A 21,692-nucleotide genomic window follows, 5' to 3' on the forward strand; every position below is an offset into this window, starting at 1 on the left:
ACCACCCTAAAAGCATGCCGAACCAGACAGGTAACGACCAGGTTTTTTCCTTTCGAACGCCTGTACGTCGCTCCTGTGCTGCGCCCCAGCCGCGCGCCCCGGGTCGGCCAGGGTGTCAGGTGGGGGTCCACGATCAGTTCCTCGTACGTCTCGTGGTCAGTCCGAACTCCGTCGTGAGGTCACGGATCGCGAGGACAGCGGCCTCGGTGGTGGGGAGGCGCGGTTTCCCGGTCACTCCCGTGTCGCCGGAGGCTCGGTGGGCGACGGCGCGGGCGGGCCGAGGAGGACGGCCCGGGCCACGGCCGGGGCGAACAGGGCGGTGACGGGCTCGGAGAGGGTCAGGACCGCCCGGAAGGCGCGTCCCACGACAGGGTCGCCGGGAGACCGCTCCTGGACCCGGCCCAGGTACCAGCCGGCCACCCGGTCCGCGAGCCCGCTGCCGGTCGCGTTGCCAACCGCCCCCGGCATCGAGCGGTCCGCCCCGGCGGAGATGTCCCACGCCTGCCGTGACGCCCCGAGCAGCGCCCGCTGCACGCGCCGTGTCGTGGGCGTCCGGCGCCGGTCGGCCAGCGCGTCACGCAAAGCGACCGCGCTCATCGCGGCGACGGCCATGCCCTGGCCGTAGATCGGGTTGAAGGTGCACAGGGCGTCGCCGGTGGCCAGGAACCCGGCCGGGCGGCGGCCGGGCAGGTCGTAGCGGCGCCGGATGTTCGCGGTCCGCCGGTAGCCGAACGCCGGCGACAGCGGTTCGGCGTCCTCCAGCCACCGGTCCAGGAGCGGATGCCCCAGCCGCTTGGTGTACGTCACGAACTCGTCGGCGCCCGTGGGCGGTTCGTCGCCGCGCAGCCCCGAGACGATGACCAGATGACTGCCGTCCTCCAGCGGCAGCGCACCGCCGCCGTGGAGTTGCTCGGGGCCGGGATAGACGTAGTAGCCGAGCGTCTCGCCGTCGAGGACGCCGTCCCTGCCCCGGTAGACGCGGGAGGCGTAGGCGAGCCCGGTGTCGATGGTCTCCTCGTGCGGGCCCTCGGCGCCGATCGCCTCAAGCCACCGCGGAGCCTTCGTGCCGCTGCCGGAGGCGTCGACCACCAGGTCGGCCTCCAGGGGCCGTTGCTCCGCGCGGGCGTCGCCGGACCGGTCCCGCAGCAGCACGCCCCGCACGCGGGACGCGTCGCCGAGGAGCCCGACGACATCGGTTCCCTCCACCACGCTGATCAACGGGTTGGCGAGGACCCGCTGCCGCACCAGCGCCTCAAGCTGCGCGCGGGAACCGGTGTGGATGTGTGTCGTCGCGGCCACCCGGCGCAGCCAGCGCCCGCTCTGCCAGAGCACCATGTCCGACGGCATGCCCACGCGCGGCGCCCCCGCCTCCCGCAACTGGGCCGAAAAGCCCGGCAGCAGCGACTCCATGGCCACCTGACCGCCCTGGAGCAGGACATGAGGATGCCGGCCCTGCGGTACGCCGGGCCGGGACTCGGTGCCCTCCGGAAACCGGTCGCGCTCGACAACGGTCACCCGGTCGGCGTGCCCGGCCAGGACATGCGCCGCGAGGAGCCCCGCGAGGCTCCCGCCCACGACGACCGCATGCCGCCCGCCCCGACGGCCCGTCTCTCCGGCAGAGTTCACCGATCCACTCCCCTGGTCGCCACGTTACGAGAAGGCTCAAGTATCCCGTGCCGTGAAGGGGGTTGACCGAGTTCCAGCCCTTTCGCGAGTCGCAGTCAGCCCTCGTCGGGCGTCAGCCGCAGCGAGATGCTGTTGATGCAGTACCGCTGATCGGTCGGCGTGGCATACCCCTCGCCCTCAAAGACATGCCCGAGGTGGGAGCCGCACCGAGCGCACCGCACCTCCGTGCGCACCATGCCGTGCGAGGTGTCCGAGAGCAGTTCCACCGCGTCGGTGTCCTTCGGGTCGAAGAAGGACGGCCAGCCGCAGTGGGACTCGAACTTGGTGTCCGAGGTGAACAGTTCGGCACCGCAGGCGCGGCAGGAGTAGACGCCCTTGGTCTTGGTGTCGGTGTACTCACCGGTGAACGCCGGCTCGGTACCGGCCTGCCGCAGCACGGCGTACTCGGCCGGGGTCAGTTCCGCGCGCCACTGCTCGTCCGGCTTCTCGACGTCGTACGACATGCGCCTCAGCCCCTCACTTCGACAGACGGTCCAGGATCTGCGGGCCGAGGTCCGTCACGTCGCCCGCGCCCATGGTGAGAACGAGATCACCCGGCTTCGCCATTCCCGCCACGACGGAAGCGACCTCGCCCTTGTCGTGCACGGGTGTCACATCGGCGCCCGCGACCCGGGCCGCGTCGATGATCAGCTCGCTGGTGACCCCGGGGATCGGGTCCTCACGGGCGGGGTAGATGTCCAGCACCAGCGAGGCGTCCGCGAGAGCCAGCGACTGCCCCATCTCCTTGCCCAGCTCCTGCGTCCGCGAGAACAGGTGCGGCTGGAAGACGACGAGGATACGGGCGTCCCCGGCGGCGGCGCGCATGGCCTCCAGATCCGCCGTCATCTCCGTCGGGTGGTGCGCGTAGGAGTCGATGACCTGGACCCCGGCGGCCTCGCCCTTGAGCTGAAGGCGCCGCTTGACGCCGGTGTAGGCGGCGATGGCCGGGGCGAGCCCGGCGGCCGGAATCCCGAGCGCCGCACCCGCCGCCAGCGCGGCCACGGCGTTGTGGGCGTAGTGCCGGCCGGGCACGGAGACGGTGAAGCTGAGCTCCTGACCGTCCAGCACGACGGTCACCTCGCTCTTCAGGCCCTGGGCGATGACGGACAGCACCCGCACATCGGCGTCCTGGGATTCGCCGTACGTCACGACACGGACGCCGTCGAGGCGGCGGGTGAGCTCGCGCGCGCCCTCGTGATCGGCGGAGATCACCAGCGTGCCGCCGGGCACGATCCGGCCCGCGAAGGTCTCGAAGGACTCGTAGATCTCGTCCATCGACGCGTAGTTCGCGTGATGGTCCAGCTCCACGTTGAGCACGATCGCCACCTCGGGCGCGTACTTGTGGAAGCTGCGGTCCGACTCGTCGGCCTCGGCGACGAAGATCTCACCGTCGCCGTGCAGCGCGTTGGACCCCGGCGCGTCCAGGTCCCCGCCGATCGCGTACGACGGCTTCAGCCCGAGCGCGCTCAGGGACACGGCCAGCATCGAGGTGGTGGTGGTCTTGCCGTGCGTACCGGCGACGGCGATGGGCCGCAGCCCGTCCATCAGCGCGGCGAGCGCGTCGGACCGGTGCACGACCGGAATCCCCAGCTCGGCCGCGCGGGCCAGCTCGGGATTGTCGCTCCGGATCGCCGACGACACGACGACACAGCTCGCGTCGTCGGCAAGATGCTCAGCGGCATGCCCGATATGCACGGTCGCACCCAGCGCCCGCAGCGCCTCGGCGGTGGCGGACTCCTTGGCGTCACTGCCGGCCACGACGGCCCCGCGCTGAGCGAGGATCTTCGCAATACCCGACATCCCGGCCCCGCCGATGCCGATGAAGTGCGGTCGGTCCATGGCGGGGGGAAGTCCGGCAGCCATGCGTGTATCTCCCAAGATCCGGTACGACGACGAAGGTGCCCCCAGCCTATGGGGTGCGGCGACCACCCGAAGAACTACGCCTTGCTGTGCGAGAACAGCTTCAGCACCGGCACCCCCACCTTGTGCCGGGCCCGGGAAGCCCAGTCCCGGTGGAAGAACTCCTCCACGTAGTGGGGATCGGTGAGGACGATCACCTCGTCCGCCCCCACCTCGTCCACCAGGGACTTCAGCGCATCCAGCGGATGATCCTCGATCAGCCGCCCCTCCGCCTCGTTCCCGGACGTCCGCAATGCCTGCAGGGACACGGCGAGCGCCCGCTCCCCGAAGCCCTTCGCCTCCTCGCCCTCCGGCGTCTCCCGCTCCCGCGCCGCCTCGTCCAGTTCCCCGAGCGCCACGTCGTCGATGGCCCGCAGCAGGCGATCCGCCTGGTCGCCGCGCGGCTGGAGCAGCACATGGAAGGAGACCGGCTCGTCCCCGTGCAACGTGGTGACGAACTCCACGTCTGCGGACGTCAGAGCCTTCTCGATCATCAATACGCTTCTGAACACCAGGCGCCCCTTCTCCTGCAGGCCCTGCGAGGGCCTGCGGAAACCATCCTGCCCCGTGATCGCACGGGGACTGCGAGTTTTAGTGTGCCCGCCGAAAGCTAAACGGAACGGCTTATTCCGCCGTTTCCCCCGCGCCCCCCGTCAGACCCGCCCGTACCGGGTGAAGAGAAAGCCCTCCTCCTCCAGCAGGGACACCAGTGCGAATTGCCGGGGCACGTCCACCGCGGGCCCGTCAGCGATCCGCTGCGCGTCTCCCGCCGTGAGCATCGGGGACACCGTCAGACAGATCTCGTCGAGTACCCCGGCGGCCACCAGCTGACCGAGCAGCCTCGGCCCGCCCTCGGTCAGCAGCCTCCGGTACCCGAGCCCGGCGAGGGCCCGTACGGCACGGGCGGGCTCCACACCCGCGCCGTCACCGGCGAACAGCACCCGCGCGCCCGCCTTCTCCGCCGCGGCTACACGGTCCGGGGCCGCGGCGGCACCGGTCAGCAGGACGGTCGGCACCAGCGGCGAGGTGAACAGCGGCAGGGAGAAGTCCAGATCGAGGGAGGCGCTGACGATCGCGATGGCGGGCGCGGGCGCCTGCCCGGCCGCCTCCCGCCGCGCCGTGAACTCCGCACGCGCGCGTGCCGGGCGGTACCCCTCCAGGCGTACCGTTTCCGCACCGACGACCACCACATCCGCCAGCGCCCGCAGGGTGCCGAAGATCCGCATGTCGGTCGCGCTGGAGATCGGCTGCGACTTGCCGTCGTACTGGGCGGCCCCGTCGAGCGTGGAGACCATGTTGGCGCGCAGCCAGGGCTCGGCGGAGTCGCGATAGGCGTAGACCTCGGCCAGCTCGTCGAGGCTCCACTCACGGTCGTCCGTCTGATCGGTCACAGGGAACAGGCGTCGCATGCGGGCAGTGTTCCACGCGCGGGTGGGGACGTATCGCCGCGAGCATTCCCCACCGGCCCGCACCAGGAAAGCCCCCCACGCGCCACCCTCTAAAATCGGTGAACGTGTCCTCCTCCACCACCGCCGGCGAGTCCCCCATAGCCGAAGCGACCCCCCTCTCCCTCTGCTCCCGCGAGCCGCGCGTCCCCGCGGAGCGCCTGGTCGCCGAGATGGTCCCGCCACCCCGCTTCGACTCGGTCCGCTTCAGCACCTACATCCCGGACCCGAACCAGCCGAGCCAGACGGAGGCGGTCCAGGTCCTGGAGTCCTTCGCGGCGGGACTCGGCGGAGCGCACGCGGTGGGCGGCGGCAAGCGGGGCTTCTTCGGCCTCGGCAGGCCCAAGGCGCCCAAGACCCCCGCGGGCCCCCGGGGCGTCTATCTGGACGGCGGCTACGGCGTGGGCAAGACCCACCTCCTCGCCTCCCTCTGGCACGCCACCCCCGCCGAGCCGTCCCTCAAGGCGTTCGGCACGTTCGTGGAGCTGACCAACCTGGTCGGCGCCCTGGGCTTCCAGCAGACGGTCAAGACACTCTCCGGGCACCGTCTCCTGTGCATCGACGAGTTCGAGCTCGACGACCCCGGCGACACCGTCCTCGTCTCCACCCTGCTCGGCAAGCTCGTCGACGCCGGTGTCGCCCTCGCCGCCACCTCCAACACCCTCCCCGGCAAGCTCGGCGAGGGCCGGTTCGCGGCGGCCGACTTCCTGCGGGAGATCCAGGGCCTGTCGGCGCACTTCCGCCCGCTGCGCATCGACGGCGAGGACTACCGCCACCGCGGTCTGCCCGAGGCCCCGGCGCCGTTCGGCGACGAGCAGGTGACGAAGGCGGCGTACGCCACCGAGGGCGCCTCGCTCGACGGCTTCCCGCAGCTGCTGGAGCACCTGGCCAAGGTCCACCCCAGCCGGTACGGCGCGCTGACCGACGGTGTGACGGCCGTGTGCCTGACCGATGTGCGGCCGGTTCCGGACCAGTCGACGGCGCTCAGGCTCGTGGTGCTCGCGGACCGGCTCTACGACCGTGAAGTGCCGGTGCTGGCCTCGGGGCTGCCGTTCGATCAGCTGTTCAGCGAGGAGATGCTGAAGGGCGGCTACCGCAAGAAGTACTTCCGCGCGATCTCCCGCCTCACCGCGCTGGCCCGGGACGCCAAGAGCATCGTTCGAACCGACTAGTTCACGCCAAGCCGGCCACGCATTTCAGGCTCTCTTCAGCCCGAAACCTTAAGTTAACCCTGCAAACAACTTCGAAGGGTTAACGTGTTTCTTGACCAGTCGTTGACCAACCATTGGTCTGTACAAGAGGTGTGAACTGCGGGGAGGGAGGCGAATGTTCCGACGTACGACGGCCCGTGCCGCCATGACGACCCTCGCCGCCGTCCTGCTCGCCCTCCAGTTCTTCGCTCCCGCCGCCTCCTTCGCGAAAGCGCACACAGCCGGTCACGCAGAGGCCAAAGCCAAGCCCGGAATCGCACTGCTTTCGAAGGCGCTGCGTGAGGAGTCGCTCACACCCGGCCACTGCGAGCCGGCGAACGGCCCAACCGGGCCGCTGCGCACCCGCGACCGGGTCGGCACCCTCGACTCGGGACCGCCGGCGCCCGAGCGCCCCCTGACGGCGCTGGACCCCGCGGCCGACCACGAACCGGTGGCGCCCGGCGCCGCGCACCACCGCACATCGAGACCCTCGACGGCCCACACCCCGGCCGCGCTCCAGGTCTTCCGCTGCTGAGAAGCGGAGCAGGTCCCCCACTCCGCTTTGTCCTGCCCGTCCGACGCGCCATCGCGGCGCGCCAGGAGGATCACCACATATGCAGCCCCTCATCGACAACGCCCGTGCGTTCGGACAGCGCCCTGAGGAGTTCGCCAAGCTCGCCGAAGGCCAGTCCCCGCAGGTGCTGTTCATCACCTGCTCCGACTCCCGAGTCGTTCCGGCCCTGATCACGGGCGCCCGCCCCGGCGAGCTCTTCGAGCTGCGCACCGCGGGCAACATCGTCCCGCCGTACGCCTCCGAGCACCCCACCAGCGAGGCGGCCACCATCGAGTACGCCGTGGAAGTCCTCGGCGTCAGCGACATCGTGGTCTGCGGCCACTCCCACTGCGGTGCCGTCGGCGCGCTGGTGCGCGGCGACGACCTGAACGCCGTACCCGCCGTGCGCGACTGGCTGGCGCACGCGGCCCCGCGCCCGAGCGGAGCGGCCGAGGACCCGGCCGTCGCCGAGGGCGTGCAGAGCCATGTGCTCGCGCAGCTACTGCGACTGCGCTCGTACCCGTTCATCGAGAAGAAGCTGAAGGAACGTCAACTGACCCTGCACGGCTGGTACTACGAGGTCCACACCGGCGCCGTGCGCGAACACCGCGCGGACACCGACACGTTCGAGGCGCTGTGAGCACGATGATGACCAAACACCCTCATCTGCGGCAGGACTTCGCCGCCTCCCTGGTCGTCTTCTTGGTCGCGCTGCCGCTGTGCGTGGGCGTGGCCGTCGCCTCCGGAGTCCCGGCCGAACTGGGCCTGGTCACCGGCATCGTGGGCGGCATCGTCACCGGTGCGATGCGGGGCAGCAGCCTCCAGGTGTCCGGCCCGGCGGCGGGCCTGACCGTGCTGGTCTTCGAGGCCGTGCAGGAGTTCGGGCTGCCCGCCCTCGGTGTGATCGTGCTGGCCACCGGCGTGCTCCAGCTCCTCATGGGCGCCCTGAAGCTGGGCCGCTGGTTCCGGGCCATCTCGGTCTCGGTCGTCGAGGGCATGCTGGCCGGCATCGGCCTCGTGCTCATCGCCGGACAGCTGTACGCCATGGCCGACGCCGAGGCGCCGGCCTCGGGCCTGGCGAAGATAGCCGGACTGCCCGGTGCGCTCGCCGACGCCTTCGGCGACACCGGGGCGCTGGCCTCGCTGGGGCTCGGCGCGGGCACCGTCGCCGTCCTGGTGCTGTGGAAGCGGATGCCGGGCGCGCTGCGCACGGTGCCCGGTCCGCTCGCCGCGGTCGGCCTCGCGACCCTGGTCGCGGTGGTGTTCTCACTGCCCGTGGCCACCGTCGAGGTGAAGGGGCTGCTGGGCTCGATCCAGCCGCCCTCGCTGAGCTCCTTCGGCGAACTGGCCGATGTGGGACTGCTCGCCACCATCATCGCCTTCACGCTGATCGCGTCCGCGGAGTCGCTGTTCAGTGCTGCGGCCGTGGACCGGCTGCACGACGGTCCACGCACCGAGTACGACAAGGAGCTGATCGCCCAGGGCGCGGGCAACACCGTGTGCGGGGCGCTCGGCGCGCTGCCGATGACCGCGGTGATCGTGCGCAGCGCGGCCAATGTCCAGGCCGGGGCCCGGACCAAGGCCTCCCGGGTGCTGCACGGCGTATGGCTGCTGCTGTTCGCGGCGCTGCTGCCGTCCGTGCTGGCCTACATACCGATCCCGGCGCTGGCGGGCATCCTGGTGCACGCCGGATCCAAGCTCATCCCCGTGACGGCGGTCCGCTCGCTGTGGCGCGAGCACCGCGGGGAGGCGCTGATCCTCATGGTCACGGCCGTGTCGATCGTCGCCGTCAGCATGTTCGAGGGCGTCCTCATCGGTCTCGCGCTGGCCGTCGCCAAGACAGCCTGGGAGGCCTCGCACCTCAAGCTGGAGGTCATAGACAAGGGCGCGGGACCGGTCCAGGCGTACCTGTCCGGCAACGCCACCTTCCTGCGGCTGCCCAAGATCCTCGACAGTCTGGAGGCGCTGCCTCAGGACCGGCCGGTGGAGCTGGACCTGTCCGGCCTGCACCACCTGGACCACGCCTGCCGAACGGCACTGGAGAGCTGGGCCGAACGGCACAGCGCGGCCGGTACCGAACCGGTGCGGGTCACCAGTCCCTGACGCCCGTCCTCGGTCCGGGGCCGATCTGGCCCCGGACCGAGGCATACCGCCACAGGGAACTGGGGCATATCGTCTAATAAGCGAGTACACCGGACCTCTGACGGGAGGTCGTCATGGTCGAGGAGCTGCTGGCCACCGGCGCTGCCGTCGGTGCCGCCGGGCTGGTCTATCTCGCCGCCGCGGCGCGGATCGTCAAGCAGTACGAGCGTGGGGTCGTCTTCCGGCTGGGGCGGCTGCGCGGTGCCGTGCGCCAGCCGGGGCTGGCCCTGATCGTGCCGGGCGTGGAGCGGCTGCGCCGGGTCAACATGCAGATCGTGACGATGCCGGTGCCGGCCCAGGAGGGCATCACCCGGGACAACGTCACCGTGCGGGTGGACGCGGTCGTGTACTTCAAGGTCGTGGACGCTTCCGCGGCGGTCGTCAACGTCGAGGACTACCGGTTCGCCGTCTCCCAGATGGCGCAGACCTCGCTGCGGTCGATCATCGGCAAGAGCGATCTGGACGATCTGCTGTCCAACCGGGAGAAGCTCAACCAGGGCCTGGAGCTGATGATCGACAGCCCGGCCGTCGGCTGGGGTGTGCAGATCGACCGCGTGGAGATCAAGGACGTCTCCCTGCCGGAATCGATGAAGCGCTCCATGGCCCGCCAGGCGGAGGCCGACCGGGAGCGGCGGGCCCGGATCATCAACGCCGACGCCGAACTCCAGGCGTCGAAGAAGCTGGCCGAGGCGGCACAGCAGATGGAGGACACCCCCTCCGCCCTCCAGTTGCGGCTGCTCCAGACGGTGGTGGCGGTCGCGGCCGAGAAGAACTCGACGCTGGTACTGCCGTTCCCCGTGGAGCTGTTGCGGTTCCTGGAGAGGGCCCAGCAGCCGGTGCCGGACCGCCCCGAAGGGAAGTGAACTCGCTCTACGCGCGTGGTTCACCTGGCCGGGACCAGATGGTAGACACGGCGTCGACACAGTCCTGTCCGCCAGCAGGAAGGTTCCACCATGCCCAAACACGGCATCCAGAGCCGCCGTCAGATGCTCGCCCGTACCGGCGCCTTGGGCGCTTCGATCGCCTTCGCCGGAAACCTGAGCGACCTCTTCGCGGGCACCGCCGCCGCGCAGAACCTGGGCCACACGGGCTACGGCCCCCTCGTCCCCGACCCGAACGGCCTCCTCGACCTGCCGGAAGGTTTCCGCTACCGGGTCCTGTCCCGCGAGGGCGACCCCCTGCGCTCGGGAGAAGGCAAGGTCCCGTCGAACCACGACGGCATGACCGCCCTCCCGGGCCGCCACGGCAGAGTCCACCTGGTCCGCAACCACGAGAACCGCCACACCGCGAAGCTCCCCGTCCCGACCGTCGAGGGTCTGACGTACGACCCGCAGGGCAAGGGCGGCTGTACGACGCTGACTCTGGACGCCCACGGCAAGGTCCTGTCCGAACGCGTCGCGATCGCCGGCACGGCGGTCAACTGCGCGGGCGGGCCCACGCCTTGGGGCACCTGGCTGACCTGCGAGGAGACCGAGGACAAGGCGGGCACCAACGGCTACACCAAGGACCACGGCTTCATCTTCGAGGTGGACCCGGCGAACCCGCACCGCAGCGGCGCGGTACCGCTGACGGCGATGGGCCGCCTCCAGCACGAGGCGGTGGCGGTGGACCCGAGGCGAGGCATCGTCTACGAAACGGAGGACGCCTTCCTCAAGCCCTTCGGCCTGTTCTACCGCTTCCTCCCCAACGAGCCGCTGGGCGGCGGAGGTTCCCTGCGGGCGGGCGGTCGTCTCCAGGCGATGCGCCTGCCCGGAGTACCGGACCTCTCCTCGATCCAGGAACCGGGAGCGACCTTCGAGCACATCGAGTGGGCGGACGTACCGGACCCGCTGGCCACCGAAACCCCCATCCGCCTCCAGGACTTCGGCCCCCGGGGCATCACCCACGCCCAGAAGCTGGAGGGCTGCTACTGGGGCGGCCGCTCGGTCTACTTCGTCTCGTCCTTCGCCCGCAGCGCCGAGGGCTCGGCGGCCGACCACTACGGCCAGATCTGGCGCTACGACCCCGAGCGCCGCCGCCTGTCCCTGGTGATCGTCTTCGGCCCCGACACGGACGTCCAGCTCCCCGGCGAATCACCCGACAACATCTGCCTCGCCCCCACCGGCGGCCTCATGGTCTGCGAGGACGGCAACGGCGCCCAGCACGTCTTCGGCGTCACCCGCGACGGCGAGGTCTACGCCATGGCCCGCAACGCACAGAACATCGGCACCCCGGACGCCCCCGAGTGGGGCGAGTTCGCCGGCGTCACCTTCTCCCCCGACGGCCAGACGATGTACCTCAACTGCTACACCCCGGGGACGACGTTCGCGGTGAGGGGTCCCTGGGGCGGGTGACCGGCCTCTGACCGGGTGAAACGGCACCGTGTCGGCGGCGCCCGCGATCGGACAAAGGGCATATCACCGTAATTCTCATACGGTGATCACTCGTGTACGCGGCATCACCGCCGCCTGTGTCCTGGGCGCCGCACTCGCCGCCTGCGGCGCCCCCCAGGCCCCCCGAGCCGCTCGCCCGGCCCCCTCCGCGACCTCCGTGGCCCCGTCGAAGCCGCCGACCCTCGCGCCGGGGCCCGCCGGGATCACGCCCGTGTTCAAGAACGGGAGCCGGAGCGCGGAGAAGACCGTCGCGCTCACCTTCGACGCCGATATGACCGCCGACCAGGGGCCGAGGGCGGCGGCCGGGGAGCGGTTCGACAATCCCGGGCTCATCGCCGCGCTGAGGGAGCTGGAGGTGCCCGCGACCGTGTTCATGACCGGTCGGTGGGCCGAGGAGTACCCCGCGCAGGCGCGGGGCATCGGGCGGGATCCGCTCTTCGAAGTCGCCAGTCACTCCTACAGCCATTACGCCTTCACCGAGGACTGCTACGGGCTGCCGACCGTCTCCGGGGAGCGGATGCGGGCGGATGTGGAGCGGGCGTACGCGGCCTTCCGGAAGGCGGGGGTGCCCGACGCGATGCCGTACTTCCGCTTCCCCGGCGGCTGTTACGACCGGCGGGCGCTGAAGGAGCTCACCCCGGCCGGCGTGACCGCCGTGCAGTGGGACGTGGTCGGCGGGGACGCCTTCGCCACCGACGCCGATGCCGTGGCCCGGCAGGTGCTGGACGGGGTGCGGCCGGGGTCGGTCGTCGTCATGCACTGCACCCGCAGCGCCGCCCCGGCCACCGAGCGCGCCATCCGCACGATCGTGCCCGAGCTGCGGCGGCAGGGATTCCGGTTCGTGAAGGTGTCCGAGCTGATCGGGGCCGCCCAGGACCGGCGGTGAGGGTTCTACGCTGGAGACATGAGCGACGCCGACTACTGCACGATCGCCGACTTGACCAAGCCGCCCTGGGGGTCCCCCCAAGCCCTTGAGGCAGTGGGGGAGGACGGGCCGCCGTACGCCGAGTGTGTGCTGTGCCGGGAGCCGACCGAGTACCCGGAGTCGTACAAGGGGCTCACGCTGTGCCCGGTGTGCGAGTGGCGCGAGGCCGAGCGGACCGCCTGTTCAGGGTGATCTGCGGGAGCTGACCGCGCAGGCCAGGGCGGTCGCCGCGGCCGTGAACAGGGCCGCCCCGGCCAGTGGCAGCAGGGGCAGCGGGACCGTGCCCGAGCGGGAGCCGGTGACCAGTCCGCTGACCGCGGCCTGCGCAGGCGAGCCGGTCACCACCACGGACAGCGGGGCCGTCAGCAGCATCGCGGGGATCGCGCGGCCGGTCGAGCGCAGCAGCGGCCAGGTCGTCAGCGCGCCCACGGCCGTGCCGAGCAGGGCGCAGACCAGGGCGGCGAGCAGTCCGGACGCGCCGGCCGGGAGGCGGGGCACGGTGGTTTGGTGGTCCGCGGTCGTCGGGTCGCTGATCAGCGTCACCACCAAGGTCGCCGGCGCGCCCAGGGTCGCCGCCGCCATCAGGGCCACGAGCAGGGGCGCCAGGTGCGCTCGCCCCGGGCCTACGGCTGCGGATACGCAACCCCTGGCCGCGGAGGGCTCGTTGGTGACGCAGATCCGTACCAGCCAGGCGGCGACCGGGAGCAGGCCGCTGCCGCGTAGCCGAGCGAGTCGAGTACGGCTGGCCGCTCTGGACACAGACGGCCAGGAACACGGCGTACAGGATGAACGGCGGCAGCCGGCGCTGGGAGCGGACGAGCAGGGCGGTCTGGTAGCGGAGCAGGGCGGTCATGGGGTCTCCGCACTGCCCACGGCCACCACGTGCCACGGCGGGCGGGACGTCAGCAACGCCCGGAGCAGGACGTCGGAGTGGGATGCGGGGACCGTGATGCGCCGCCCGCCGGGCCCTGGGATCGGGTTCGGCGCACTTGGCCGTAGGCGGTGCCGGGGGCGGCCGGTGATCCGGGCGGCGGCCCACGTTGTCCGGACGAAGATCGCGTTGCAGGGGGGCCATCCTGTTGTATCGCGGGTGCCGGTCGGTGGGGGCTTGTCGCGCAGTTCCCCGCGCCCCTTTGCGTCGCACCAGGTGCCGATCTCCGACTGGCAGACTGGGACACGTGAACCCAGAACCTGCGTCCGCCTCCGACAGCCCCTTCCGCTCCGAGCCCAGCGCACGCGACCACGCGCCCCAGTTCGTGCTGCCGCTCGTCGTCCGGATCGAGCGCGGGGCTCCGCCCGCCCGTACCGACGCCCTGGAGACCGCCGCCCGTGCCGTGCTGGTGATGCTCGGGGACGCGCGGTCCGCCGGGGACGGGGAGTGGGCCGAGGCCGTGCGGGACTGGCAGGACGCGCGGATCCGTAAGGTCGTACGGCGGGCTCGGGGCGCCGAATGGCGGCGGGCCGAGGCGCTGCCGGGGATCACGGTGACGGGCAAGGCGGCGGAGGTACGGGTCTTCCCGCCCGTCCCCCTCGACGGCTGGCCCAAGGACCTCGCGCGGCTCCAGGTCTCCGGTACCGACCTCGACGACCCGGAGCCGCCGGTGGCGGCCGATCCCACCGCGCCGGTGCTGTGGCTCAACCCCGACCTCGACATGTCGGCCGGCAAGGCGATGGCCCAGGCCGGACACGGCGCCCAACTCGCCTGGTGGGAGCTCTCCGACGAGGAGCGCAGCGCCTGGCGCGACGCGGGCTTCCCGCTCTCCGTCCGCAGGGCGGACCGCCGCCACTGGCCGGAGCTCACCACGAGCGGTCTGCCGGTCGTCCGGGACGCGGGCTTCACGGAGATCGCTCCTGGATCGTGCACGGTGGTCGCCGACCACCCGGCCCTGCGCTAGGGGGTGTTTTGAAAGTCCCGCACAGCACCCACGGCGCCCGGCACGCACCCTCGCCGCACCGGCCAAAGACCCAAGTACGTCCAGTACGAGGGCCTTCGTCCGGCACGCCGAGGGCACGCACCGAACACCGCGGGCACCGCACAGGACTTTCAAAACACCCCCTAGCCCAACCTCAAATGTTGCTCTGAAGCCCCGGCCGAAGGGGTTCACCTCCCGCGACCGGGGCCATACCCCCTCCACGCACGTGAAGGAGGGGGACGACGATGGAGCGACTGGGTACGGGGATCGGGTGGCGGCCGGAGATCTCGGACGCCGTGGAACGCATGCCGGGCATCGACTGGGTCGAGGTCGTCGCCGAGAACGTGTGTCCCGGGCATCTCCCCGAGGCGCTGCTGCGGCTGCGTGAGCGCGGGGTCACGGTCGTCCCGCACGGGGTCTCGCTCGGGCTCGGCGGCGCCGACCGGCCCGACGAGGGACGGCTGACCGCCCTCGCCGAGCGGGCCGAGGCGCTGGGCTCGCCGCTGGTCACCGAGCACATCGCGTTCGTGCGGGCGGGCGGCCCGCTGACCGCGACGCCGCGTCTGGAGGCGGGCCACCTGCTGCCCGTCCCGCGCACCCGGGACGCCCTCGGCGTGCTGTGCGAGAACATCCGTATCGCCCAGGACGCCCTCCCCGTGCCGCTCGCCGTCGAGAACATCGCCGCGCTGATCTCCTGGCCCGGCGAGGAGATGACCGAGGGACAGTTCCTGTACGAACTGGCCGACCGCACCGGAGTGCGGCTGCTCATCGATGTCGCCAACCTGCACACCAACCACGTCAACCGGGGCGAGGATCCGGCCGAGGCCCTCGCCGAACTCCCCCTGGAGGCCATCGCGTACGTCCATGTCGCGGGCGGCTTCGAGCGGGACGGCGTCTGGCACGACAGCCACGCCCACCCGGTCCCGCGGCCGGTGCTCGACATCCTCACCGACCTCGCCTCCCGGGTCGCCCCGCCCGGCGTGCTGCTGGAACGCGACGAGAACTTCCCCGAGCCGGCCGAGCTGGAGCGGGAGTTGGCGGAGATCCGGGCGGCCGTCGAGAAGGGCGGGCAGAAGCCGACGCCCGGCGGCACCGCACCGGCCACCGCTCCGGAACCGGCCCCCGGTCCCGCCCGCGAGCGCCTCGCCCTCTCCCAGGCCGCGCTGCTCTCCGCGCTCGTCGCCGGGACGCCCGTGCCCGAGGGATTCGACCGCACGCGTCTGGGCGTCCAGGCGCGGGCGCTCGCCGGGAAGCGGGCGGACGTCGTGGCGAAGGTCGCGCCCGAACTGCCCGCGCTCCTCGGCCCGCGGTACCGTCCCGCCTTCCTCGCCTACGCCCAGCGCAACCCCATGACCAGCGGCTACCGAAGTGACGCGCTCGACTTCGCCGGTCAACTGCTCAACGGGGAAGGGGCGTTGGACCCCGACGCCCAAAAGGACCTGAGGCAGTGGTGGCTGGAGCGCTCGGGCCCGGCCCCGCGCCCGCACTCGCGTCTGGCGCGGATACGGCGGACTTTGACCCGCTGGTGAACGAGGGGCCCCTGATCAATAACCATTAATTGAGGAACCCCCACGGCGAGCAACCACGTCCGCGAGAGCGGCGGCGGTTTAGCCGCAAAAAGGGGAACGTCACATACCGGCAACCGTCCGTCCGGATTGTGAACAAGGCATGGCGTTCTCAGGTGCGTTTGGCATAGAAACACGGCATGTTCTGGGTCCTTCTTCTGCTCCTGGCCTGGGCCGTCGCCGGCACCGCGTGCACCCGGCTGTGCCTGGCCGCCGTCCACGCTGCGGCCGCCGACGTGAACGCGGGCCGAGAGCACGATCTGACGCTGTACGAGGCCGCGTTCCTGTCGGGCGGCCCTCGCCGGGTCGCCGATCTGACCCTGGTCTCCATGGCCCGCCAGCGCCGGCTGCTGCTCGCCCGCACCGGCTGGGCGACGGTCGTCGACCCGCGCGGCCGGGACGATATCGAACGGTCCGTCATAGGGGCCATAGGTCCCGAGGGCCAGTCCCGTATCGCGCCGGTGCGGGACGCCGCTGCCGAGGCGGAGGCGGTGGGCAGCCTCGCCGACCGGCTGGTCCGGGCCGGTCTCGCCGTGCCCGACGGAGCCCGCAGCGGCATCGTGGCCGCGATCCGCCAGGTGCAGCTCGCCGCGGCGGCCGTCCTGGCGTTGGGCGCGACCGCACTGCTCATGCCGGGCGCGGCCGACATGCCCCGCCATCTGGTCGCCCTCTGGTTCGGGCTGCCGCTGGCGCTCACCCTGAGCTGTCTGGCCATCGCGCGCGCCGAGATCCACCCGTACTCGCGCTGGGCCTCCCCGGCCGGGCAGCGACTGCTGGGCACCCTGTCCCGGCACACGGGCGGCGGGGACGACCGTACGTACCTCACCACGGTCGCCGTACGCGGCGTCCGCGCGATCGGTGAGCCGGATCTGCGGGCGGCCTTCGAGCGGCACGAGCCCCTCTGGCGCGACTGACACGCGGGGGGCGCGCAGGGGGCATTGGCGCCGACACCGGCCGGACGGTGCTTGCCTTCGCCCACAGCCGAACGAAACATCCCCTTTGTTGCATCCGTGCACCGAAGGGATACGCGATGAGAGCCCCCGCCCTTTACTCGGCCGCGGGGTCGTTGCTCCTGACGACCCTCACCGCCACCCCGGCCGGCAGCGCGGAGGCCGTCCCCGGGCTTGCCGAACTGCGCGGCACCGCGGTGGCCGCCGCCCGCGCGAAGGCACGCGGCATCGCCTTCGGCTCCTGCTCCGAGGAGCAGGACATGCCGGGCAGCCTGCAGTGCGGCACGGTCAGCGTCCCGCTCGACTACGCGTCTCCGAACGGCAAGCAGATCAAGCTGACGGTCAGCCGCGTGCGGGCCACCCACAAGGACCCGCACAACAGCAAGCGCCGGGTGCCGCGGCAGGGCGCCCTGGTCTTCAACCCCGGGGGCCCCGGGGCCTCGGGCATGTACTTCCCGCTGATCGGTCTGATGCCCGAGTGGAAGCGCCTCGCGGCGGCCTACGACCTCGTCGGCTACGCCCCGCGCGGGGTGGGCCGCAGCGCTCCCCTGTCCTGCCAGGACCCCAAGCACTTCTTCAAGGGCCCCTCACAGGCGCCCACGCACCCCTCCGAGTCGTACAAGCGGGAGCGCATCGCGCAGGCCAAGGCGTACGCGCGCGGCTGCGCCAAGCGGTCCGGCAGCGCGCTGAGGCACTACCACTCCCTCAACAACGCCCGCGACCTCGACGTCCTGCGCGCGGCGCTGGGCGAGGAGAAGCTGACGTTCATGGGCGCCTCGTACGGCACGTACTACGGCGCGCTGTACGCGACGCTCTTCCCCTCGCGGGTGCGGCGGATGGTGTTCGACGCGGCGGTGAACCCCGATCCGGAGCAGATCTGGTACCGCAACAACCTCGACCAGTCTGCCGCGTTCGAGGGCCGCTGGGCGGACTTCCGGGAGTGGATCGCCAAGCACGACAAGGTGTACGGGCTCGGTGACACCCCGGCGAAGGTGCTGCGCAGCTACGAGAGGGCGAGCGCGCGGCTGGCCGCCGAACCGGCGGGCGGGAAGGTGGGGCCGGGCCAGTTGCAGGGGGCGCTTCTCCAGGCCGGGTACTACGAGGACTACTGGCCGTACCGGGCGCAGGCGCTGTCGGCGTATCTCAAGGGCGACCCGAAGCCGCTGATCGAGATCGCCGCACCGGTGCGGGAGGCCGCTGTCGAGGCGGAGAACAGCAGGGCCGTGTACACGGCCGTCGAGTGCAACGACGCGGCCTGGCCCACCGAGTGGAGTGTGTGGGACCGGGACAACACGCGGCTCGCCCGGGTGGCGCCGTTCGAGACGTGGGACAACGTGTGGATGAATCTGCCCTGCGCGTACTGGCCCGCGCCGCGTCAGCAGCCGCTCGATGTGCGGACGGGGCCCGGTGAGCTGCCGCCGACGCTGATTCTCGCCGCCGAGCGGGACGCTGCCGCGCCGTATCAGGGGGCGCTGGAGTTGCATCGGCGGCTTGGGGACTCGGTGTTGGTGACCGAGCGGGATACGGGGACGCATGGGATCGCGGGTGGGCCGAATCCTTGCGTCAACGCGTATGTGGACGCGTATTTGCTGGAGGGGCGGCTTCCGGGGCGGCGCACTGCGTGTGCGTCGCGACCGGAGCCTCGTCCTGCCAAGTGAGGTTGTCGGCCGACTGCGGGACCGTCGTGGTCGCGCAGTTCCCCGCGCCCCTAGGAAGTCATGCGAGCCCGGCGATCAAGTCGCTCACCGATTTCCGGCGGCCCGTGTAGAACGGGACCTCCTCGCGTACGTGCATCCGGGCCTCGGACGCCCGCAGGTGGCGCATCAGGTCCACGATGCGGTACAGCTCGTCCGCCTCGAAGGCGAGGATCCACTCGTAGTCGCCCAGCGAGAAGGAGGCGACCGTGTTGGCGCGGACGTCCGGGTAGCCGCGGGCCATCTTGCCGTGGTCGGCGAGCATGCGGCGGCGGTCCTCGTCGGGGAGGAGGTACCAGTCGTACGAGCGCACGAAGGGGTAGACGCTGACGTAGTCGCGGGGCGTCTCGTCGGCGAGGAACGCCGGGATGTGCGAGCGGTTGAACTCGGCGGGGCGGTGCAGCGCCATGTTCGACCAGACCGGCTCCAGCGCGCGGCCCAGCTTGGTGCGGCGGAAGAGGTTGTACGCCTCCTGCAGCTGGTCGCTGGTCTCGGCGTGCCACCAGATCATGACGTCGGCGTCGGCGCGCAGCCCGGACACGTCGTAGGTGCCGCGGATCGTCACGTCCTTCGCGGCGAGCTGGTCGAACAGCTCCTGGACCTCGTCGGCGTAGCCCGCGCGGTCCTCGGGGAGCACGTCCTTCAGCTTGAAGACGGACCAGAGGGTGTAGCGGATGACCTCGTTGAGGTCCTTGGCCAGCTTGCCCTTGTTCGGGATCCTGCCGGACTCGGTGGTGGGGGCGTCGTCACTCATGGTCCTTATTCTCCTGCTCCTCCGTGCAGACTCTGCACCGGGTGGGCGGTGAGCTCCTGCACAGCGCGCAGGTCACCGTGGATCTGGTCGACGGCCGCGTACGCGCTCGCGATGCACGCCGGGATGCCCACCCCGTCGTAGGCCGCGCCGCACACGGCCAGGCCAGGCACCTCGCCGAAGTGCTCGCGGATCCGGGCCACGCGCGCGTGGTGGCCGACGGGGTACTGGGGCAGGCCGTCGGTCCAGCGGGTGACGCGGGTGGCGACCGGGGTGGCGGTCAGGCCGGTCGCCGTCCTGAGGTCGTGCCGGGAGACCTCGACGAGGCCGGCGTCGTCCCGCTGGAGGATCTCCGTCTCGCCGTACCGCCCGACCGAGGTGCGCAGCACCAGCAGGTCCGGGTCCTCGTCGGCGATCCAGCCCCACTTCTGGGAGGCGAAGGTCGAGGCCTTGATAGTGCGGCCGTCGACGGGCGGCACCAGGAAGCCGCTGCCCTCGGGGAGCGCGATGTCGGCGCGCCGGTAGGCGAGGGTGACCAGGGCCATGGAGGCGTACTCGACGGCGGCCAGCTCGCTCGCGGCAGCCGGGACTTCGGCGCGCAGCAGCTCAGCGGCGGCACGCGCGGGTACGGCGACGACGACCGCGTCCGCGTGCAGGGTCCGGTCGCCGGCGACGACCCGCCAGCCGGACGCCTCGCGGCGCAGTTCGGTGACCGGCGCGCCGGTGAGGATCTCGCCGCCCCTGGCCCGTACCGACTCAGCGACGGCGAGCGGAAGCGTGCCGATGCCGCCCTCGATGCCCATGAACACCGGGCCGGTCTGTTGGCTGGCAGCCGCCTTCGCCTGGATCCCGCGGACCGCCTCGGTCAGGGAGTCATGGGTCTGCGCGGCCTGGAAGAGCTGCGGGACGGCCGAGCGCATCGAGATGCGGTAGGCGTCGCCCGCGTACACCCCGCCCAGCAGCGGCTCGACCAGCCGGTCGACGACCTCGCGGCCCAGCCGCTCCGCCACATACGCGCCGACCGCCACGTCGTCGCCGACCTCGGTGCGGGGCAGTTCGGCGTCGCGCTCGATCCGGGCGAGACCCTCCTCGGACAGAACGCCGACCAGGGCGGCGGCGGTGCCGGGCACGCCCATGACATGGCCCTTGGGCATGGGGCGCAGGGCGCCGCGGGTCCACAGGGAGGCGGTGGCGGTGGCCGGTGGCTGAAGGCGCTCGGCGAGGCCGACCTCGCGGGCGAGAGCGACGGCCTCGGGGCGGCGCGCCATCATCGACTCGGCGCCCAGGTCGACGCGGACACCCGCGATCTCGCCGGGCAGCAGCTTGCCGCCGATCCGGTCCGAGGCCTCCAGCACGGTCACACGTCTGCCGCCGGCCATCAGCCGGTGGGCCGCCGCGAGGCCGGCGATCCCGGCGCCGATGACGACGACCTGCCCCTGTTCCGCTGGAGTGTCCGCTGCGTGCATGATCCCACTCTCTCAAACGCCACTGACACTCCCGCCAGGGCCGTTCGCCCTTCGGTGCCGGAGCGCGTGTGCCCGCCCCGAGTCCCGACCGTGACCGCATCGGAACCGTCGGGGGCCAACGTCCGGGCCTCTTCCGGCGTCGAAGAAGCATCAGCCGTCACGACCCTCGGGGGTAACACCACCATGCGCGCACGACGTTCCGTACGACCCGCCCATGCCGTCGCCGGCCTCCTGCTGGCGGCAGCCCTGGCGCTGGCCGGATGCGCCGGCGGCGCCGACTCCAGCGACTCCGCCGGCAGCAACGAGGCCGCCAAGTCCCAGGCGGACAGCGCCGCGGGCCCGGCCGCCGGCGACTCGGGGGCCGCGAAGGCGGACGCCCCGCCCAAGATCACCGCGAGCCGCATCATCCGCACCGCCTCACTGACCGTGCAGGTCAAGGACGTACCGAAGGCCCTCGACGAGGCCCGTACGACCATCGAGAACGCGGGCGGCTACGTCGGCAACGAGACGACCACCCGCGACGAGCGGGGCAAGGAGCGCACCCGGGTCGTGCTGCGCGTGCCCGTCGACTCCTACGCGGACGTCCTCGCCGACCTGGAGGGCGCCGGCAAGCTGCTGGACCGCACCGCCAAGGCGCAGGACGTCACCGACCAGGTCGTCGACGTGGACAGCCGCATCAAGTCGCAGCGGGCCAGCGTGGCCCGCATCCGTGAGCTGATGGACCAGGCCACCAAGCTGAGCGATGTGGTGACGCTGGAGGGCGAGCTGAGCACCCGCCAGGCGGACCTGGAGTCCCTGCTGGCCCAGCAGGCCTCCCTGAAGGACCGCACGAGCCTCGCCACCATCACCCTCTCGCTGTCCGAGACACCGGTGAGGAAGGCGACGGCCGAGGACGACGACCCCGGGGTCGTGGACGCGCTGACGGGCGGCTGGGACGCCTTCGTGACGATGCTGCGGTGGATCGTCATGGCCGTCGCCGCGGTGCTGCCGTTCGCCGTGGGTGCGGCCCTGCTGATCGTGCTCTGGCTGCGGCTGGTCCACCCTCGTCTGACGCGCCGCACGGAGCCCGCGCCCGCGACGAGCGCGCTCGGCCCGCTGCCGACGGCCCGGCGGGCACCGGAGCCCACACGCGAGGAGGACTGAACCCGAGCCACGCCCTCCG

Annotated in this window: 20 protein-coding genes and 1 pseudogene; 13 read left to right on the plus strand and 8 right to left on the minus strand. The window is 71.8% G+C overall.

Annotation, left to right across the window (positions count from 1 at the left end; all coding sequences use genetic code 11):
• Positions 1-231: 231 nt before the first annotated feature.
• The 5 genes from RMT89_RS03630 to RMT89_RS03650 form a co-directional block, all read right to left on the minus strand.
• Positions 232-1,575 carry an FAD-dependent monooxygenase gene (locus RMT89_RS03630; RefSeq protein ID WP_315882527.1) on the minus strand — a complete coding sequence of 448 codons (1,344 nt, stop codon included), beginning with the start codon at positions 1,573-1,575 and terminating at the stop codon, positions 232-234.
• 146 nt (positions 1,576-1,721) lie between these two features.
• On the minus strand, positions 1,722-2,129 hold the full coding sequence (gene msrB / locus RMT89_RS03635; RefSeq protein ID WP_315882437.1) for a peptide-methionine (R)-S-oxide reductase MsrB: 408 nt from the start codon (positions 2,127-2,129) through the stop codon (positions 1,722-1,724).
• A 13-nt stretch (positions 2,130-2,142) separates the two neighbouring features.
• Complete coding sequence (gene murC / locus RMT89_RS03640; RefSeq protein WP_315882438.1) at positions 2,143-3,528, minus strand: UDP-N-acetylmuramate--L-alanine ligase; 1,386 nt, start codon at positions 3,526-3,528, stop codon at positions 2,143-2,145.
• Positions 3,529-3,602: 74 nt separating this feature from the next.
• Positions 3,603-4,058: an indole-3-glycerol phosphate synthase gene (locus tag RMT89_RS03645; RefSeq protein ID WP_315882439.1), complete on the minus strand. Its 456-nt coding sequence runs from the start codon at positions 4,056-4,058 to the stop codon at positions 3,603-3,605.
• A 159-nt stretch (positions 4,059-4,217) separates the two neighbouring features.
• Positions 4,218-4,973, minus strand: a complete 756-nt coding sequence (locus tag RMT89_RS03650) for a pyrimidine reductase family protein (RefSeq protein ID WP_315882440.1) — start codon at positions 4,971-4,973, stop codon at positions 4,218-4,220.
• Positions 4,974-5,077: 104 nt separating this feature from the next.
• Between RMT89_RS03650 and zapE the strand changes: the two genes are divergently transcribed.
• The 8 genes from zapE (at position 5,078) to RMT89_RS03690 (ending at position 12,383) form a co-directional block, all read left to right on the plus strand.
• On the plus strand, positions 5,078-6,181 hold the full coding sequence (gene zapE / locus RMT89_RS03655) for a cell division protein ZapE (RefSeq protein WP_315882441.1): 1,104 nt from the start codon (positions 5,078-5,080) through the stop codon (positions 6,179-6,181).
• A 154-nt stretch (positions 6,182-6,335) separates the two neighbouring features.
• Positions 6,336-6,734: a hypothetical protein gene (locus RMT89_RS03660; protein ID WP_315882442.1), complete on the plus strand. Its 399-nt coding sequence runs from the start codon at positions 6,336-6,338 to the stop codon at positions 6,732-6,734.
• 79 nt (positions 6,735-6,813) lie between these two features.
• Positions 6,814-7,392 carry a carbonic anhydrase gene (locus tag RMT89_RS03665; RefSeq protein ID WP_315882443.1) on the plus strand — a complete coding sequence of 193 codons (579 nt, stop codon included), beginning with the start codon at positions 6,814-6,816 and terminating at the stop codon, positions 7,390-7,392.
• A 5-nt stretch (positions 7,393-7,397) separates the two neighbouring features.
• Positions 7,398-8,855, plus strand: a complete 1,458-nt coding sequence (locus tag RMT89_RS03670) for a SulP family inorganic anion transporter (RefSeq protein WP_315882528.1) — start codon at positions 7,398-7,400, stop codon at positions 8,853-8,855.
• A 113-nt stretch (positions 8,856-8,968) separates the two neighbouring features.
• On the plus strand, positions 8,969-9,757 hold the full coding sequence (locus RMT89_RS03675; RefSeq protein WP_315882444.1) for a slipin family protein: 789 nt from the start codon (positions 8,969-8,971) through the stop codon (positions 9,755-9,757).
• Positions 9,758-9,847: 90 nt separating this feature from the next.
• Complete coding sequence (locus tag RMT89_RS03680) at positions 9,848-11,227, plus strand: PhoX family protein (protein ID WP_315882445.1); 1,380 nt, start codon at positions 9,848-9,850, stop codon at positions 11,225-11,227.
• An 82-nt stretch (positions 11,228-11,309) separates the two neighbouring features.
• Complete coding sequence (locus RMT89_RS03685; RefSeq protein ID WP_315882446.1) at positions 11,310-12,152, plus strand: polysaccharide deacetylase family protein; 843 nt, start codon at positions 11,310-11,312, stop codon at positions 12,150-12,152.
• Positions 12,153-12,170: 18 nt separating this feature from the next.
• The gene (locus tag RMT89_RS03690) at positions 12,171-12,383 is read left to right on the plus strand and encodes a hypothetical protein (protein WP_315882447.1); all 213 of its coding nucleotides are present in this window, start codon (positions 12,171-12,173) and stop codon (positions 12,381-12,383) included.
• On the opposite strand, the pseudogene RMT89_RS03695 reads toward RMT89_RS03690, so the two are convergent.
• Positions 12,375-13,044, minus strand: a pseudogene (locus RMT89_RS03695) (ABC transporter). The gene RMT89_RS03690 and the pseudogene RMT89_RS03695 sit on opposite strands and share 9 nt — an antisense overlap.
• A 325-nt stretch (positions 13,045-13,369) precedes the next feature.
• Between RMT89_RS03695 and RMT89_RS03705 the strand changes: the two are divergent.
• From RMT89_RS03705 to RMT89_RS03720, 4 genes are all read left to right on the plus strand, one after another.
• Positions 13,370-14,086, plus strand: a complete 717-nt coding sequence (locus tag RMT89_RS03705) for a peptidyl-tRNA hydrolase (RefSeq protein WP_315882448.1) — start codon at positions 13,370-13,372, stop codon at positions 14,084-14,086.
• A gap of 263 nt (positions 14,087-14,349) precedes the next feature.
• Positions 14,350-15,633: a DUF692 domain-containing protein gene (locus tag RMT89_RS03710; protein WP_315882449.1), complete on the plus strand. Its 1,284-nt coding sequence runs from the start codon at positions 14,350-14,352 to the stop codon at positions 15,631-15,633.
• A gap of 176 nt (positions 15,634-15,809) precedes the next feature.
• Positions 15,810-16,583 carry a TIGR04222 domain-containing membrane protein gene (locus tag RMT89_RS03715; RefSeq protein WP_315882450.1) on the plus strand — a complete coding sequence of 258 codons (774 nt, stop codon included), beginning with the start codon at positions 15,810-15,812 and terminating at the stop codon, positions 16,581-16,583.
• Positions 16,584-16,699: 116 nt separating this feature from the next.
• Positions 16,700-18,277, plus strand: coding sequence for an alpha/beta hydrolase (locus RMT89_RS03720; RefSeq protein WP_315882451.1), 1,578 nt, complete (start codon positions 16,700-16,702; stop codon positions 18,275-18,277).
• 58 nt (positions 18,278-18,335) lie between these two features.
• On the opposite strand, the gene hemQ is transcribed toward RMT89_RS03720, so the two are convergent.
• Both hemQ and hemG read right to left on the minus strand, forming a co-directional pair.
• Complete coding sequence (gene hemQ, locus RMT89_RS03725; protein ID WP_315882452.1) at positions 18,336-19,067, minus strand: hydrogen peroxide-dependent heme synthase; 732 nt, start codon at positions 19,065-19,067, stop codon at positions 18,336-18,338.
• Positions 19,068-19,072: 5 nt separating this feature from the next.
• Positions 19,073-20,530 (minus strand): protoporphyrinogen oxidase, encoded by a 1,458-nt coding sequence (gene hemG, locus RMT89_RS03730; RefSeq protein ID WP_315882453.1) that lies wholly within the window; start codon positions 20,528-20,530, stop codon positions 19,073-19,075.
• A gap of 183 nt (positions 20,531-20,713) precedes the next feature.
• On the opposite strand from hemG, the gene RMT89_RS03735 reads away from it, so the two are divergent.
• Positions 20,714-21,673 (plus strand): DUF4349 domain-containing protein, encoded by a 960-nt coding sequence (locus tag RMT89_RS03735; RefSeq protein ID WP_315882454.1) that lies wholly within the window; start codon positions 20,714-20,716, stop codon positions 21,671-21,673.
• Positions 21,674-21,692: the final 19 nt, after the last annotated feature.

The sequence above is a fragment of the Streptomyces sp. P17 genome (assembly GCF_032436805.1).
Taxonomy (GTDB): Bacteria; Actinomycetota; Actinomycetes; order Streptomycetales; family Streptomycetaceae; genus Streptomyces.